Origin of the sequence: Candidatus Accumulibacter sp. ACC005, from assembly GCF_907163215.1 — a bacterium.
Lineage (GTDB): Bacteria > Pseudomonadota > Gammaproteobacteria > Burkholderiales > Rhodocyclaceae > Accumulibacter > Accumulibacter regalis.
In genome coordinates this window covers 60664-77468 of the sequence record NZ_CAJQUB010000014.1, presented here as the reverse complement: position 1 = coordinate 77468, position 16805 = coordinate 60664, and the positions used below count along the sequence as shown (strand labels likewise).

Genomic DNA, 16805 nt, shown 5'->3' with positions numbered 1-16805 from the left:
CGCCAAGAGTCAATTTCGCAATCAGCGAGTGGGTGCTACGCTCGTCGGCTGATCAGAGAGAGGTGCTGCGGCATTACGCGCTCGCGTTTGAGTCGCTTTCTTTCCCCGCCGGCTCTTTGCCCTCTGCTCCGGAGGCAACGGTTGGCCGACGGCGGATACGTACTTCGTGGATGCGTCGCCGCGATGCCCGCTCGATCTTTACCTCAAGGCCTTCGAGGACGACGCACTCGCCGGCTGCCGGAATGCGTTCGAGATGAGTGATGATCCACAGGTTTGCCGAGTCGTAGGGCTTGCCGCTGAGCTCCTGTCCGAAGTAGCCCTCGAGGACGCGCAGTTCGGTCGTGCCGTCGACGACCAGCTCGTTCCCGCCTGGCTTCATGAGCAGCGCCTGGTCTCCTCTTGGCGCTTCCTGGTCGTCATAGATGTCGCCGACCAGCTCTTCGAGAACGTCTTCCAGCGTGAAGATACCGAGCAGGGCGCCGAACTCGTTGACCACTACCATCAGGCGCTCCTTGTCCGCCTTGAGGACGTCCAGCAGGCTGTCGATCGGCTGGTTGGGCGGGACGAACAGCGGGTCGCTGCCGATGTCCTTGAGGGGTTTGTCCAGGTTGCCTTGCGCGACCTCGCGGAGCACCGTCTGCAGGGTGATCACGTGGTTGATTTCTTCCGGATTTCCGGAGTGCAGCGGAATCCGGTAGTGCGAGCTGGCGATGATCTCGTCCAGCGCGCTGCGGATGGCGCGATTGCCGTCGAGTGAGAAAATCTGGTGGCGGTGCACCATGATGTCGCTGGCGCGGAGCGTGCTGAAATCGAAAATTCGCCGAATCATCAGGTGTTCACCGGCCTCGATCGATCCTTCCTCGGTGCCGTGCGCGGCCAGCGCGATGAGTTCCGACTCGGTGACGCTGGGATCCTTGGGCGGGCTGGTAAGGCTGTGCATCCAGTGGATGAGCGTCTCCAGCGCCCAAACCAGGGGAAAGAGCAGTTTGCCAAGAACTTCCAGCGGTTTTGCCGCAAGTAGCGCGACGACGATTGCGTAGCGCGAGGCGTAGGTCTTCGGGGTGATCTCGCCAAACACCAGCAGCAGCAGGGTGATGCCGCCGACGGCAAGGCCTGGACCAAGGTGGCCAAAATGTTCGGTGGCCACCACGGTGGCCAGCGTCGCGGTGGCGGTGTTGACCAGGTTGTTGCCGATTAGGATGATCACCAGCGTCCGGTTGAGATTGCTCTTCATCCGGTGCAGGGCCTTGGCTCCGAGGCGTCGTTCAGCGAGCAGCGACTCGGTACGTGCCCGGGAGAGTGACGTGAGGGCAGTCTCCGAGCCAGAGAAGAAGGCCGAGACGGCGAGCATGATCAGCAGCAAGAACGCTTCAGACACAGTGAAATGGCTCCTGGTGTGGGTCAGGCAGAGGTTGCGATGAACGAAGATGTGGCAAACGGCAACTCTTGCGTTGATACACGAGTTGCCCGGCGGGCGCAATGTTCGCGCCCGCCGGGACGCGATCACCCGGCGCCTCGCTGCCTCTGCTGGCAACTGTCGTTAGAATTCTGTCGTCATGACTTGTCGCGAATTGGAGAAGATCCAGGGCGCGCAGCAATCGGCGCGTCGAATATTGTCCGGTCGACGGTACGGTTTGACTTCGCCACCACGCTCACTGATAATCAGCGGCCGTACGCGCGCACGGGCAGCATTTCTGTACACAACGCATGTTCATGGCGATTGCATTTCTGCCGAATTGCCCGTGTGGCTCGCTTTCTGGGGATTTCGCGCTTCCGGCGGTTTGTTCAAGAGCTGCGCGCACTTTGTTTCTGGGGGTAAAGAATGGATCCAGCACTCTGGATGGAGCTGGGGGTATTTGTCGTCCTGCTGGTGTTCTCGGGCTTTTTCTCGAGTACCGAAACGGCGCTTTTTTCGCTGAGTTCATTCCACCTTGATCAGATGCGCAGGGCCAGGAACCCGCGTGTTGATCTGATCGAGCGCCTGCGCAGTGAGCCGCGCCGCCTTATCGTGACCATCCTCATTGGCAACGAATTCGTCAATGTCGCTGCGTCGGTGATCTCCGCTGCGGTGATCATCAAACTGTTCGGGGCGGAGAACGACATGCTCAACCTCCTGGTGATGGTGCCGATCCTGCTCTTGTTCGGCGAGATCACCCCGAAAGTCCTGGCGATTCGCAACAACGTCGCCTTTGCCAGTTTCCAGGCCCGCCCAATCCATCTCTTTGCCCGTCTGATCACCCCGCTGCGCGAAGTAATCCGTCATGTCGCCGAGTTCTTCATCACCCTGGTTGTCGGCAAGCAGCGCTCGCAGGGCAATCTGGTTACCGAGGACATGATCCGTACCCTGGTCACCGACGCCGTCGGTGAAGGTGCGCTGGACAGCCAGGAAGCGCACTACATCGAAAAGATCTTCGACTTTGGCAACAAGTCGCTGCGCGATATCATGCGGCCGCGCTCGGACATCGAATTTCTGTCCGCGGATCTATCGGTGCCCGAGCTGATTGCGCAGATCAAGGCTACCCGCCAGTCGCGCTACCCGATCTTTCGCGAGCGTCGCGATACCATCCTCGGCATCCTGCACACGCGTGACCTGCTGGGCGTCGACCTGGGCAGGGCAATCGCATGAATCCTATACAAGACCCAGGAGTTCAGCCCGGAAGGAATCGGACGTGGCGGCGATCAGGCGCTGAGTCTTGAGGCCACCCTTGCGCTTGACCGGGGAAAGGCGGATGAGATTCAAGACGAACTGACGCAAGACAGCCAGGTTGTGTGCGGCATGATCGGAGCAGGCCCGCATCTGATCGTCGCCAAAGACCACATCCATGCACCAGTGCAGGCTGTTCTCGACACGCCAATGCAAGCGAACGCTTTGATTCATCCGCTGCGAGTCTGGCACCAAACTGCTGATGTAAGAGCGGCGTTCAGTCGAGGTTGTTTTTCCCCGGATCGTTCGCTCGGGTGGGGGGGTTTTTTTTGATTTCCAAACGGCGAGATCGTTCGATTGTCCTTTGTGGCATGAAGCTGACCGTCGAGAGCGTCGAGTTCAACCGCATCAGCCGCGTCCTGGTCGAACCACCCGCCAAAGCGAGCGACAGCGAAGAGGTAAGCGCCAGCGTCGAGAGCCCGGGCGTGAGCGAGGCGCCTGGCAGCCCGATGGCGGTGGTTGCCGAGCCTGAAAACGCTCCAGTCGAGCCGGCAAAGAAAGTGGAGGGCGTCTAAATGGCGGATATCTGGCTCACCGTTCTGTTCATGTTTATCTGCCTGATCGCGGAAGCCTTCTTTTCCGGATCCGAGCTGGGCATCGTCAGCGCCGACCGCATGAAGCTGCGCCACGACGCGGCCAAGGGTTCGCGGGGCGCTCGCCTGGCTCTCGATATGCTGGAGAAACGGCCGGAATGGCTGCTGTCGACGACGCTGGTTGGGACCAATATTGCCGTGGTCGCCAACTCCACGATCACGACCGCGATGATGATCTCCATCTTTGGCGACGCCGGTGGCTGGATGGCGGTGCTCGTCGTCGCGCCCCTGATCTGGGTGTTCGGTGAGATCGTTCCCAAGAGCATCTTCCAGCAGCGCGCCGACGTCATGGCGCCCTACCTGATCTACGCGCTGCGCTTCTTCTCGATCCTCTTTTCCCCGCTCCTGATCGTTTTCGTGACGCTGTCGAAGGTTCTTTCGCGGCTCGCCGGTGGTGCGGAGGAGCACAACCCCTTCACCTTGCGCGAGCAGATTCAAAGCATGGTGCAGATGCCGCCGCACGAGGGCGGTGATATCCAGTTGATCGAAAAGAACATGATCCGGCGCATGTTCAATTTCTCGGAGGCGACCGTTTCAAAGGTCATGGTGCCGCTGATTGACGTCGATGCCGTTGAGAAGAGCTGCACGGTGGGTGAGGCGATTCGTTTGGCAGTCGCCGGCTCGCACATCCGTCTGCCCGTCTTCGATGGGCGGATCGATCGCGTCATCGGGGTCCTCAACACGATGGACCTGCTGGGCGTGGACGAGTCTGCTTCGATCGAGTCCTACATCAGCCCGACGCACTATGTTCCTGGCAGCAAGAGCGCCGAGTCGATGCTCGTCGAGTTGCGCAAGGACGGCGATGCGATGGCCGTGGTGATGGACGAGTTCGGCGGTGCCGAAGGAATCATCACCATCGAGGACATCATCGAGGAGGTCATGGAGGACATGCAGGACGAGTATGACCGCCAGGAGAAGCCGGCCGAGTGGCTGAAGAAGCTTGGCCATCATGACTACCTGGTCAGCGCCCGCGCCGACCCGTCGATGCTCAACGAGAAACTGGGACTGAAGCTGCCCGAGGGCGACTACGATACCTTGTCGGGCTTTCTCCTCGAGAATGCCCGCGAAATCCCGAAAGTCGGAACGGTAATCGAGGTGGCGGGCATCAAGTTCACCATTCAGCGTGCGACCCCGCAGGTGATTCAGGAAGTACAGATCGTCTGGTAGCCTTGGCGCCTTCGCCCCAACACCCGGTGTTGCGTCTCGCCCGCGGCGCTACCCGTCTGCGTCTTCGGGCAGCGGCGTCACGGTCACCGCAACGTCGAGTTCGTGCGCGTCACCGCCGAGAATGACACCACGCAGCGGTGATACGTCGGCGAAGTCGCGTCCCCAGGTCAGCGTGATGTGGTGGGTGTCGGGGAGCAGGTTGTTGGTCGGATCGAAGTCGACCCAGTAGCCTCCTCCCGGTCCCGGGCAGTACAAGGAGATCCACGCGTGTGACGCGTCGGCGCCGACCATTCTCGCTTGTCCGGCTGGCGGGTGGGTGAGCAGGTAACCGCTCACATAGCGTGCCGCCAGACCCTGCGAGCGCAGACAGGATAGCATCAGGTGCGCAAAATCCTGACAGACGCCGCGCTTGTCGGCCAGTACCTGCAGCACGGGGGTGGCTACCGTCGTCGCTTCGGGGTCGAACTCCAGGTCCTGGTAGATGCGGCTCATCAGCGCCAGAACCGCTTCCAGAAGCGGCCTTTGTGGCGAGAAGCAGCTGCTGGCGTAGCTGGCGAATTCGTGTTTCACGCGCACGTGCGGAGATTCGAACTGGAAGCGACTGGCGTCGACCAGGACCGGGCGCGATCCATAGTCCAGCGCATCGCGCACCTTTTCCCATGCCGGTGAGGCGTGCAAGCTGCCTTCCCCCGTCTGTCGGCCGCGGGCATCGACTGCTTCCGGTGAGCAGGCAAGGCGTGCCAGCTGCGCGTCAGCCGGCAGGTGCGGCAATACCTCTATGGTGCTCTCGGCCCTGACCTGGAGGCTGTCGTGGGGAAACTCGATGCTCAGTTCCCTGACCGGATTACCGAAGCTGTCGTGCCGTTCGCGGTTGCTGGTGGCGTCGGGCGACACGGTGATCTGGTGTGCCAGGCAACGTTGCCACGGGCAATCGCGCGGCGTCAGGTGCAGCAGTTGGCGCGACAGCGAAACCGGGCTGTCGTAATGGTAGGTCGTTTCATGAACCACATGGTAGCGGGCGGCGGGCAAGGTCACGGTGGTCAAGAGGTGAAGGTGTAGCGGCTGACGTCGCCGACGTGACTGAAATAGCGCATCGCCAAGCGGTCCGAAAGGGCGGCTGCGGCGGCTGCTGACTCGTCGAGAATGCCGGCCAGTTGCAGGCAGGGGTCGCAAGCACGGCAGTCGCCGAAGCTCTGGCCCTCGAAATTGGCAAGATCGAAGGCCTGCAGCCGTTCCAGCACCGACGGCAGTGCATCTTCACGCGGGCCGCCGAGTAAGCGCGCCAACTGGTCAAGGTAACGGAGCAGAATCTGCAGCTGAAAGCTCACCGAGTGCGGGTTGGCATCGTCAAAGACGATCAGGTCGAGCGTTGGCAGGAGCTCGGGCTGCGTCATGTAGCGCGAACGGTAGGTGATGATGCTGTCGGTCAGTTCGAGCAACCACTCGAGCCCCCCCGGTGCGCGGGTCGACTGCAGGCGCAGGAAGTGGGCGACCGTTTTGGCGAGAAAGATCAGCCGTTCGATACGTCGGCCGATGATCAGCAGACGCCAGCCGTCGTCGCGCGTCATGTTGTCCATCGCGAAGCCGGCCAGCGACGACGACGCCAGCAAGACCTGGTCGAGAAAGGCGAGTGCTTCTCCCAGTTCCGGACGCGATTCGTCGTTGCCCAGCCGGCTGTAGGTCTGCAAGCGGTGCTGCAGGCGATTGAGAGCATGCCAGTTGTCGAGCGAGAAGCGTTCGCGAACCTGTGCTGCAACCCACAGTAGGCGGCGGATATCGCCAGCGAGCCCGCTGCCCCATTCCTCGCCGCAGATGGCCGCGAGCATCAGACTTTCGCGCTCTGCCTGCGAGGTCGGCACTTTCGCCTCGCTGGCGCCGGCGGGTTTGGGCTCGGCGACGGGCAGAAGCTTGAGCGCCAGGCAGAGGTCCAGTGCTGAAGTCAGTGCGGGCAGCGCATCGTCACCGGCGTCCACCAGGCGCGACAGGGCAACGCGCAACAGGCGCGCGGTCTTGTCGCAGCGTTCGCTGTAACGCCCGAACCAGTACAGATTCTCGACCACCCGCGAGGACAGCCTGTCGCCGCCGCGGACCAGATCGGCCTTGCCGACCGAGTGCTTGAGCAGGCTGAACGTGCTCACCACGGCATCGGTCGACACCCAGGTATCCTTGCTCGAGCCGCCCCGCTGCATCGAGATGATGCGCGCGTTCGATGCCGCCGAGACGCGCGTCAGGCCACCCGGCATCACCACATGCCCGTTCGGCGTGGCGGTGACATAGACGCGCAGGCCGACGCCGCGCGGTAGCAGGCGCCGCTTGTGCTGCGGGCCCCAGGCCGGAGCCTGTGAGTAATTGACCAGTTCCTGCGCGACATAGGCTTGCGGCCGGGCGCGCAAGCGGGCGATCATCTCTTCCCGGTCGCTGCCGGACAGCTCGTTGCCGAACAAGGGGTCGAAATGTTGCGAGGGGTAGGAACCCTTGATCACCAGGTGGTCCAGGTTGGCGATGGTATAGTCCAGCGCCGCCCGTTCACCGCACCACCATGTCGCCACCGACGGCATTGCCAATGGCTCTCCGAGAAGCTTCGCGCAGGCGCCGGGCAGGAATCCCGGTAGCGCCGCCGACTCCAGCAGGCCGCTGCCAAGCGCGTTGGCAATCAGCACCGTGCCTGCGCGTACCGCCTGCAGGAGGCCGGGGATGCCGAGCGCCGAGTCGGCGCGCAGTTCGAGCGGATCGCAGTAGTCGTCGTCGAGGCGGCGCAGGATGGCGTGAACACGGCGCAAGCCGTTGAGCGTCTTCAGGTAGACCGACTCGCCGCGAACGGTCAGATCCTGTCCTTCGACGAGGGGAAAACCAAGGTAGCGTGCCAGATAGGCGTGCTCGAAGTAAGTTTCGTTGTACGGGCCGGGTGTCAGCAGGACGATCAGTGGCGCCTCATCGGCGTGGGGAGCCCAATGCGCCAGCGCGTCCTGAAGCTCACGGAAGAAGGACGCGAGGTGCTGGACGTTCAGGTCGCGGAACTGCTCGGGGAAGACACGCCCGACAATGGTTCGGTTTTCGAGCGCGTAACCGGCGCCTGAGGGCGCCTGGGTGCGGTCGGCGATCACCCACCATTGACCGTCAGGCGAGCGTGCCAGATCAGCCGCGTAGAGGTGCAGGTAAGTGTCGCCGGCGGGCTTGACGCCCTGGCAGGGCCAGAGGAAGTTGTTGTGGCCGTAGACCAGCGCTGGCGGCAGAGTGCCGTCCTTGAGCAGCGTTTGCTCGCCGTAGAGGTCGCGCAGGACGGCGTTGAGCAGGCGGGCACGTTGTTTTACGGCGCCGGCCAGCTGTTGCCATTCGGCAGCGCCAAGAATCAGCGGCAGCGGATCGAGTTCCCAGGGCCGGTCGGCGCCTTCGGGATCCGCATAGACGTTGTAGGTGACGCCGTTCTCGAGGATGCGTCGGCGAACGTAATCGAGCCGGTGGCGCATTTGCTCGGGTGTTGCCGCGTCCAGGTGGGCAAAGAAAGGCTGCCACGCGGGGCGAATGCCGCCGTCTTCGGCGAGCATCTCGTCGAAGCGATCGGGTGTTTGCGGGTAGCTTGACAGCAAGGATCGCGGCATCAAATGAACAGGCCCGGGAGTACCCCGGGCCAGCTGGTTTCAGGAGCGCCGCAAGTCTAGCGTAAACGGGAAGCCAGTATTGTTCGGTGCTGCCTGCACCTCGATCGCGCCGGGCGTATGACCGAAAGCCGTGAAGCGTGCCAGGCGTCGCCCCTCGGCTTCGTTGGCGTTGACCGGGTAACGATCGGGGTTGCGACCGCCGGGGTGCTCGACGTGGTATTGGCAGCCGGCGAGCGAGCGCTTCATCCAGGTGTCGACCAGGTCGAAAACGAGAGGCACGTGCACGCCGATCGTCGGATGCAGCGCCGAGGGCGGGTTCCAGGCCCGGTAGCGAACGCCGGCGACATACTCGCCGACCTTGCCGGTCGACCGCAGCGGCACCGTGCGGCCGTTGCAGGCGAGGACATAGCGGTCACTGGCCATGCCGGTCAGCTTGACCTGCAGGCGTTCGAGCGAGGAGTCTACGTAGCGCGCGGTGCCGCCGATCGCGCCCTGTTCGCCCATCACATGCCAGGGTTCGAGCGCATGGCGCAATTCCAGTTCCATCCCCAATGCCGAAATACGGCCATGCGCCGGGAAGCGGAATTCGAAATGCGGCGCGAACCACGCACTGTCGAGCGCATAGCCGGCACCGCCGAGGTCGGCGATGACGTCGTCGAAGTCCTGCTTCACGAAGTGCGGCAGCATGAAGCGATCGTGCAGTTCGGTACCCCAGCGGACCAGTCGCCCGGGTGCGTAGGGCGTACGCCAGAAGTGGGCGATCAGCGCCCGCAACAGCAGTTGCTGGGCCAGCGACATGCGCGCGTGCGGGGGCATTTCAAAGGCCCGCATTTCGAGCAAGCCGAGTCGGCCGGTGGCGCCGTCAGGCGAGTACAGCTTGTCGATGCAGAACTCGGCGCGATGCGTATTGCCGGTCGAGTCGATGAGCAGATTGCGCAGCGCCCTGTCGATGACCCAGGGGGCGACGCATTCGCTGGCGTCGGCGGTCGCCTTGGGCAACTGACTGAAGGCGATCTCCAGTTCGTACACCGAATCGTTGCGCGCCTCGTCGACGCGCGGCGACTGGCTGGTCGGGCCGATGAACAGACCCGAGAACAGGTAGGAGAGCGATGGATGGTTGTGCCAGTAGCTGATCAGGCTGCGCAACAGATCGGGCCGGCGCAGGAAAGGTGAGTCGAGCGTCGTTGCGCCACCAAAGACGAAGTGGTTGCCGCCGCCGGTACCGGTGTGGCGGCCGTCGAGCATGAATTTTTCGGTACACAGTCGCGACAGGTGGGCGGCGTCGTAGAGATGCGTCGTGCGGGCGACGAGTTCGTCCCAGGTCGCTGACGGCTGGATGTTGACCTCGATCACACCGGGATCCGGGGTGACCCGGAAGTTGGTCAGGCGCGGATCGCTGGGCGGCTCGTAGCCTTCGACGATGACCGGTGAGGCGAGCGCTTCGGCGGTCGCTTCGACGGCGCCAAGCAGTTCGAGATAGTCGTCGAGCGTCTCGGTTGGCGGCATGAAAATGTAGAGCACGCCCTTGCGCGCCTGCGCCGAAACCGAGGTCCGGGTGACCAGAGTCGCCGACTCGCCGTCTCCCGGTGCGGTTTCGTCAGCGCGGTCGGGGGCCTCGGTGGCTCGGGCAAGCGCCTCGGCGACGTCTTCCCGCGCCTTCTCGGCAAAGGCCGCACCGCTCACCGCGGCGTTGACGGCCGGCAGTCCGAGGCTGCGGCTGACGGCGAACTGCGCGCGAATGTCGCTGGCCGGGCGCAGCGCCGGGAAAGTCTGCGTGGGGTCGGGAGCGTGCACGTAGGGATAGTCCGCTTTGGCCACCCAGGGCTGCGAATCGAGCGGCAGTCGATAGCCGACCGGCGAGTCGCCGGGGACCAGGTAGCAGCGCCCACCGCGCAGGTACCATGGGCCGCTTTGCCAGCCCCCCCGTGGGCGGGCCTTCAGTGGCAGCACGTGACCGACGACCTGATCGAGTCCCTGGCGGAAAACCTGGGCCAGGCGCTTGCGCTCCAGCGCATCGTCGAGGCGGGCGTCGAAGGGGTCGACGTTGACCGGCAGCCGGTCTTCTCGCCACAGGTGATAGTAGACGTCCTCGTAGGCGGCGAAGACATAGGTCGGATCGATTGCCAGGTGCTCGGCGAGTCGGCGCAGGAAGCGCCCGGCAAGTTGTTCGTCGGCACCGTAGTCCTGGTTTTCGTCGGCGTAGAGGGCCGGATTGATCCACAGCGGCTGCCCGTCACGTCGCCAGAAACAGTTCAGCGACCAGCGTGGCAATTGCTCTCCCGGGTACCATTTGCCCTGACCGAAGTGTTGCAGTCCGTGTGCGGCATACTTTTCCCGCAAGCGGCGAAAGATCTCCGCGGCGCGAACCCTTTTCGTCGGGCCGAGCGCTTCGGTATTCCATTCCGGGCCGTCGTGGTCGTCGATGGAAACGAAAGTCGGTTCGCCGCCCATGGTCAGGCGCACGTCATCACGGACGAGGTCGGCGTCGATCTGATGGCCGAGAGCCTCGATCTGCTGCCACTGCGCGTCGCTGTACGGGCGGGTCACCCGGGGTGCTTCCCAGACGCGTTCGATTTGCATGCGGTGCTCGAACTGGCATTCGCACTTCTCGGTCAGGCCGGTGATCGGCGACGCCGAAGACGGTTGCGGCGAACAGGCGAGTGGAATGTGTCCCTCGCCAGCGAAAAGGCCCGAGGTCGGGTCGAGCCCAATCCAGCCGGCTCCGGGCAGATACACCTCGCACCAGGCGTGCAGATCGGTGAAGTCGTGATCGGTTCCCGAAGGCCCGTCGAGTGACTTCACGTCGGGTACCAACTGAATCAGGTAGCCGGAAACGAAGCGCGCCGCCAGGCCGAGATTGCGCAGCACCTGGACCAGCAACCAGGCCGAGTCGCGACACGAGCCGAGCGCCAGTCCGAGCGTCTCCTCGGGGGTCTGCACGCCGGCCTCGAGGCGGATGACGTAACCGACCTTGCCCTGCACCCGCTGGTTGAGATCGACCAGGAAATCGACGCTGGCGCGCGGCGCCCTGGGGACGGTGGCCAGGAAGTCGGCCAGCAATGGGGTCAGCGGCAAGGGTGCGAGATAGGGTTCGAGCTCTTCGCGCTGCCAGGCCTCGTACTTGAACGGAAATGTTGCGGCGTAGGGCTCGGGGAAGAAGTCGAAGGGGTTGATCACCGACATCTCGGCCACCAGATCGACTTCAATGCAAAACTCGCTGGTTTTCTTGGGGAATACGAGGCGCGCCAGATAGTTTGCCTGCGGGTCCTGCTGCCAGTTGATGAAGTGCTGTGCCGGCGTCACTTTCAGCGAGTAGCTCAGGATAGGGGTGCGCGAATGCGGAGCGGGCCGCAAGCGGACAACCTGCGGTGCCAGGCTGATCGGGCGGTCATAGCGGTAATGTGTGACGTGATTGAGGGCAACATGAATGGACACGGTCAGCTCCAGGACAGAGGCGGGGAAAGTTCAAGAAAGGCGGCATGCACCGTGGCGCGGCGTTGGCGGCGGACAGGGTGGAGGAGGCGCAGTGGGGGCGTCAAATCTGCAACTCCTTGAGCAGATCAGCCTCCAGTTTGACACGCCCTGCGCTGTCCTCGAGATGGCTGCCGCTGATCAGGAAAGTGTCTTCGACACGTTCGCCGAGCGTGGCAATCTTGGCGGTATGCAGATTGGCGCCATGGGCTGCCAGTTGCGTCGCGATGAGGAACAGCAAACCGGGGCGATCGGCGGCGACGACGGTGAGCACGAAGAGCTTTCCGGTCTCGTCGGGTTCGAGGCTGACCAGCGGCTGGATGGTTACCTGCGGCTGCAGCGGGAAGTGCCTGACCTGACGCGAGACGCGTCCACCGCCGGGTATGTCGGCCGGCGCTGACCCGGAAAGGCGTTCGAGCAGTTCGTGCTCGATGTAACTGATCATTGCCCGATTGCTGCCGCGATCACCGACGTCGAGCAGGACGAAGGTGTCGAGGGCGTAGCCATCACGGGTAGTGTGGATCTTGGCGTCGGCGATGCTGTAGGCCGCGCGGCTGAAGAAGCCGACCAGGCGTACGAACAGGTCGCGCTGGTCGTGCGTATAGACCATCACCTCGAGGCCGCCGCCGAGGGGGCTGAGGCGCGCCTTGACCAGCGGCTTGTCGGCGTGCCGTTGGTCGTAGAGGACGCGCGCGTGCCAGGCTATTTCCTCGGCCGACTGGCGCAGGAAATACACCGTGTCGACCTGTTCCCAGAGGCGTTCATGGATCGTTTCGGGAAGTGCGAACAAGCGCATCAGGCGCCGCGCTTCCTGCTGTCGCTGGACAATGACACCCTCGGCCATTGGCGGTGCCTCGCTCGACAGAAGGTGTCGCCGGCTGGCACTGAACAGCTGTTCGAGCAACTGGCCCTTCCACGCATTCCAGACCTTCGGGCTGGTGCCGCGGATGTCGGCGACGGTCAACAGATAGAGGGCGACGAGACGCCGTTCGTCGCCGATGATGGCGGCGAATCGAGAAATCACGGCCGGGTCGGAGATGTCCTGCTTTTGCGCTGTTCGGGACATCAGCAGGTGCTGTCCGACCAGCCAGACGACCAGCTCGCCCTCCTCTTCGGCGAGGCCGTGGAGCGAGCAGAACTGCCGCGCATCGGCCTCGCCGAGTTCCGAGTGATCGCCGCCGCGCCCCTTGGCAATGTCATGAAAGAGCGCGGCGATGTACAACACCCAGGGATTGCCGAAGTCGCTGATCAGGCGGCTGCAGAGCGGGTATTCGTGCGCGAATTCCTCCATCGTGAACCGTCTTAATCGGCGTATCACCTGCAGAATGTGTTGATCAACGGTATACACGTGAAAGAGGTCGTGCTGCATTTGCCCGACAACGCGTCCAAAATTCGGCAGGTAGCGACCGAGGACACCCAGCTGGTTCATCCGGCGCAAGGTCTGTGTCAGGCGATGACCGTAGGTGAATAGCTCGAGAAAATGAGTACGGTTGGCCGGCTGCTGCCGGAAATCCTCATCGATCAGGGTGCGGGCTCGCCACAGGGCACGCTGCGCACGGGCGGTCATGCCGTGCAGGCCCGCGTGTTGCTGGAGGAGGAGAAAAGCTTCGAGGATGGCCTGCGGGGCGTCGCTGAAAACCTCCTCGTGCACCACGTCGAGCAATTCGTGCGCATTCTGGAAACGTTCGTTGATCGGCTGCGGTGGTTCCTGCCGAGGGGGCACGAGCGCCGCGCCGATGTTCTGGAGCAGGATGGCGTTGATCTGCAGTACCGTTTTCGCTCGCCGGTAGTACAGCTGCATTAGTTGCTCGCTGGCGCGGCGGGTGTTCGTGGCCTTGAAGCCGAGCTGCTCGGCCAGCGCCGTCTGGTACTCGAAGAGCAGGCGATCTTCACGGCGTCCGGCGAGCAGGTGCAGGCGCGTGCGCAGCCCGCGCAGGAAGGCCTCGCTGTCTTCCAGAAGCTTCTCCTCGTCTGGCGTGATGAAGCCACGTTGTGCGAGGTCCTTCCAGCACCGGCCATAGCCGGCCGCTTGCGTGATCCACAGAATCGCCTGCAGGTCGCGCAGGCCCCCCGGCCCTTCCTTGCAGTTCGCCTCCAGGCTGTAGGGTGTGTCGGCGAATCGCTGGTGACGGTCCTCCTGCTCGATTCGTTTGTTCTGGAAAAAATCGGCAGCGTTCATGTCGCGGCTTAGACGCAGCGAAAAGTCGGCGAAGAGCGGCGCGCTGCCGGTCAGCAGGCGCGCTTCGATCATCGCCGTGCGTACGGTGATGTTTCCGGCGGCCTGCTCCAGGCACTGCTCGATGGTGCGCACGCTGTGGCCGGTGTCCAGGCCAATGTCCCAGAGCAGGCAGACCAGGCGTTCGAGCTTTGTCGACAGGGCATCGTCGGCTTGCTCAGGGAGAAGAACCAAGAGATCGATGTCGGAAGCCGGGTACAGCTCGCCTCGTCCGTAACCGCCTACGGCAAGCAGCGCCAGCGTGGGCGGCAGGTGCAGACCGTGCCAGAGCTCGCAGAGGACCGCGTCGATCGTGTGGCAGCGCTCGTGGAGCAGGTGGAGAGCGTCTCCCGCGGCCAGGAACTGCTCTCCGCTCGCCCTTTGCCCGTCCTGGAGGCGCTTCTTGAAGGCGCTGACAAGCGCGCCTGGGGCGTCGCTGTCGGCGCTCATCGCTCTTGCCCGGCCGACCTGGGCGAGGGCGCGGGCCAGGGAAAAATCGTCGCTGTTCTCATCTCGTCTTTCGCTAATCAGGGTGGCCCGCCAGGGCCTGGCTTTAGCGCGATCAGTGCGATCAGCGCGGCTAGCGCAGCCCAAGGGGGCGCGGCAAATGCCCTGTCTTAACGGTAAGCAAGATTCGTGCGCGGATTTCCGGCCGCCACCGTTGGCAGGTAGGGAACGCTCTGCCTTGGGCGACGGCGACGGCGCCGGCGAACTGAAGCGCGCCCTCCGCGCGGCACCCTGCACAAAACGCCTGCCCGGCTGGCGACGACGCTCCGCCGCATCGCTGCCGCGGTCTGAATGACGCCTTCCTTGGCTTACAGTGGCCGTGTCACAGACAAGGCGCCGCGTATCTCGCCAGCGACGTAGCCGGTGGCGCGATCATGCGGGTAGTCTTTGGCCAGGGCGGCCCTGAGTTCGGGTGGCAGTGAATCAGCGGGGCCGTGGCAGGTCTGGCACACCGCGATGGCCGGCAGTGCTTTCATGTAGCGGAACTGGCGTTGTCCGTTGTCGGTCACCACGATCTCGCCGACTTCCAGGTGCTGCAGCTCGGCGCCGTTGGCCGCCTGGATGTTGAATTCAGCCAGTTGCCGCGCCTCCCAGGCGTCAGGGGTGCCCGTCGTCGCGTTGCGCGCCTTGAGGCTGACGCGGCGGATAGCCCAGCCGGTTTGCTGCCGCATTTCCTGCAGCAATTGTGGTGCTTGTTCCTTGCAGATGGAGATGGCGGCGACTGGACCCTGTTCCTGAACGGCTGTCTGCATTGCCTGCACCACCTTTGGCAGGACCGGCGTTGCGGTCTTGCGCGTTTCGCTCATCAGTGCCGCAGTATCTTGCGCGCGGACGGCCTGCGTGGCCGTGGCGAGTGATAGGGCAAGAACTGCTGCGGTGGACGCTTTCATGATCGCTCCCGATTAGATATAAGAAAGCGCTAATATACTACAGCGGGTCTGGTTCGGCCACCCTGATGCTTGCCCCTCATGCACCGTAACGGTGCGTTAACGAGCGTCTCGCGCACCTTTCGCTGGCGTCTCCCGCACCTCGTCGCGCGGCTTCGCCCCGCTTGACGCTTTTTAGTGGTTTGGCACGGTTTCTGCTTGTTGATTCCTAACCCACACTGGCGGTGAGCCTCATGAATGCAGATTTCTACAACGAGATGTACGATGCCGACGGGAACTTGCGCGCTCATTACGAGGGTTTCGCGGACTGGTTGGCTGCGACCTCGCCCGAGCGCCTGGCGAGCAAACGGGCCGAGGCCGACACGGCATTTCATCGCCTGGGCATCACCTTCGCCGTCTACGGCGAGAAGTCCGGTACCGAGCGCCTGATTCCCTTTGACATCATCCCGCGCATCATCCCGGCGACCGAGTGGACGGCCCTGCAGGCCGGCTTGTGGCAACGGGTCAAAGCCCTGAACGCCTTTCTGCACGACATTTACCATGATCAGGAAATTCTCGCCGCCGGCCACATTCCGGCCGAGCAGGTACTGAACAACGCCCAGTTTCGGCGCGAGATGATCGGCGTCGACCTGCCGGCTGGAATCTACGCCCACATCGCGGGTGTCGATATCGTGCGAGCCGGGGCGGGCGAGTCCTACGTCCTCGAGGACAACCTGCGCGTGCCGTCGGGCGTCTCGTACATGCTCGAAGACCGCAAGATGATGATGCGCCTCTTTCCCGAGCTCTTCTCGCGGCACATGATTGCGCCGGTGCAGCACTATCCCGACATGCTGCTGGAAAACCTGCGCACCGTGGCGCCGAGAGGGGTCAGTGACCCGACGGTCGTGGTCTTGACCCCCGGCGCGTATAACAGCGCGTACTTCGAACACAGCTTCCTGGCTCAGCAGATGGGAGTCGAACTCGTCGAGGGGCGCGATCTCTTCGTCAAGGAGCAGGCAGTGTTCATGCGCACGACGCAGGGCCCGCAGCGAGTCGACGTGATCTACCGCCGGATCGACGATGACTTCCTTGATCCGTTGGCGTTCAACAAGGAATCGATGCTTGGTGTCCCAGGCCTGCTCGGCGCCTATCAGGCGGGTAACGTCAATCTGGCCAACGCCATTGGCGCCGGTGTCGCCGACGACAAGTCGATCTACCCCTACGTCCCGGAGATGATCCGCTTCTATCTTGGCGAGGAGCCGACCCTGCACAACGTTCCCACCTGGATGCTGCGCAAGCCAGACGATCTCAAGTACGTCCTGGCGCACTTGCCGGAACTGGTGGTCAAGGAAGTGCATGGCGCCGGCGGCTACGGGATGCTGGTCGGGCCGGCGTCGACCAAGGCCGAGATCGAGGACTTCCGCGCGCGCATTCTTGCCGCTCCGGAGAAATACATTGCCCAGCCGACACTGGCGCTGTCCAACTGCCCGACCTTTGTCGAGTCGGGCGTCGCTCCGCGGCACCTCGATCTGCGCCCCTTTGTGCTCTCCGGGAAGAGCGTCGGCATGGTACCTGGCGGCCTGACCCGGGTCGCGCTGCGCGAGGGTTCGCTGGTGGTGAACTCCTCGCAGGGTGGTGGTACCAAGGACACCTGGGTGTTGGAGAACTGAGATGGATGGAGAA

The 16805-nt window shown here is 63.5% G+C and carries 10 protein-coding genes and 1 pseudogene; 4 read left to right on the top strand and 7 right to left on the bottom strand.

Annotated elements, in window-relative coordinates:
- Window positions 1–73: 73 nt before the first annotated feature.
- Entirely contained in the window at window positions 74–1378 is a 1305-nt protein-coding gene (locus QZ613_RS16930) for a hemolysin family protein (protein ID WP_043569751.1), read from the bottom strand.
- Window positions 1379–1822: 444 nt separating this feature from the next.
- Between QZ613_RS16930 and QZ613_RS16925 the strand changes: the two genes are divergently transcribed.
- On the top strand, window positions 1823–2626 hold the full coding sequence (locus QZ613_RS16925; protein WP_291983316.1) for a CNNM domain-containing protein: 804 nt from the start codon (window positions 1823–1825) through the stop codon (window positions 2624–2626).
- A 3-nt stretch (window positions 2627–2629) separates the two neighbouring features.
- On the opposite strand, the pseudogene QZ613_RS16920 reads toward QZ613_RS16925, so the two are convergent.
- Window positions 2630–2962, bottom strand: a pseudogene (locus QZ613_RS16920) (ISAs1 family transposase); the annotation flags it as partial.
- A 53-nt stretch (window positions 2963–3015) separates the two neighbouring features.
- Here QZ613_RS16920 and QZ613_RS16915 point away from each other — a divergent pair.
- Together QZ613_RS16915 and QZ613_RS16910 are read left to right on the top strand one after the other, a co-directional pair.
- Window positions 3016–3219: a hypothetical protein gene (locus tag QZ613_RS16915; protein WP_291983315.1), complete on the top strand. Its 204-nt coding sequence runs from the start codon at window positions 3016–3018 to the stop codon at window positions 3217–3219.
- A complete protein-coding gene (locus QZ613_RS16910; RefSeq protein WP_043569747.1) occupies window positions 3220–4464 on the top strand; it encodes a hemolysin family protein in 1245 nt (414 codons plus the stop codon). It begins immediately after the preceding gene.
- Window positions 4465–4512: 48 nt separating this feature from the next.
- Here QZ613_RS16910 and QZ613_RS16905 read toward each other — a convergent pair whose 3' ends face one another.
- From QZ613_RS16905 to QZ613_RS16885, 5 genes are all read right to left on the bottom strand, one after another.
- On the bottom strand, window positions 4513–5499 hold the full coding sequence (locus tag QZ613_RS16905; protein WP_291864050.1) for a transglutaminase family protein: 987 nt from the start codon (window positions 5497–5499) through the stop codon (window positions 4513–4515).
- Window positions 5500–5504: 5 nt separating this feature from the next.
- On the bottom strand, window positions 5505–8063 hold the full coding sequence (locus tag QZ613_RS16900; protein ID WP_043569804.1) for a circularly permuted type 2 ATP-grasp protein: 2559 nt from the start codon (window positions 8061–8063) through the stop codon (window positions 5505–5507).
- Between the two features lie 39 nt (window positions 8064–8102).
- Window positions 8103–11498 (bottom strand): transglutaminase family protein, encoded by a 3396-nt coding sequence (locus QZ613_RS16895; protein WP_043569742.1) that lies wholly within the window; start codon window positions 11496–11498, stop codon window positions 8103–8105.
- 100 nt (window positions 11499–11598) lie between these two features.
- Entirely contained in the window at window positions 11599–14199 is a 2601-nt protein-coding gene (locus QZ613_RS16890) for a [protein-PII] uridylyltransferase (RefSeq protein WP_043569740.1), read from the bottom strand.
- Between the two features lie 365 nt (window positions 14200–14564).
- Complete coding sequence (locus tag QZ613_RS16885; protein WP_043569738.1) at window positions 14565–15146, bottom strand: DUF3365 domain-containing protein; 582 nt, start codon at window positions 15144–15146, stop codon at window positions 14565–14567.
- 230 nt (window positions 15147–15376) lie between these two features.
- Between QZ613_RS16885 and QZ613_RS16880 the strand changes: the two genes are divergently transcribed.
- Window positions 15377–16792, top strand: coding sequence for a circularly permuted type 2 ATP-grasp protein (locus QZ613_RS16880; RefSeq protein ID WP_043569736.1), 1416 nt, complete (start codon window positions 15377–15379; stop codon window positions 16790–16792).
- Window positions 16793–16805: the final 13 nt, after the last annotated feature.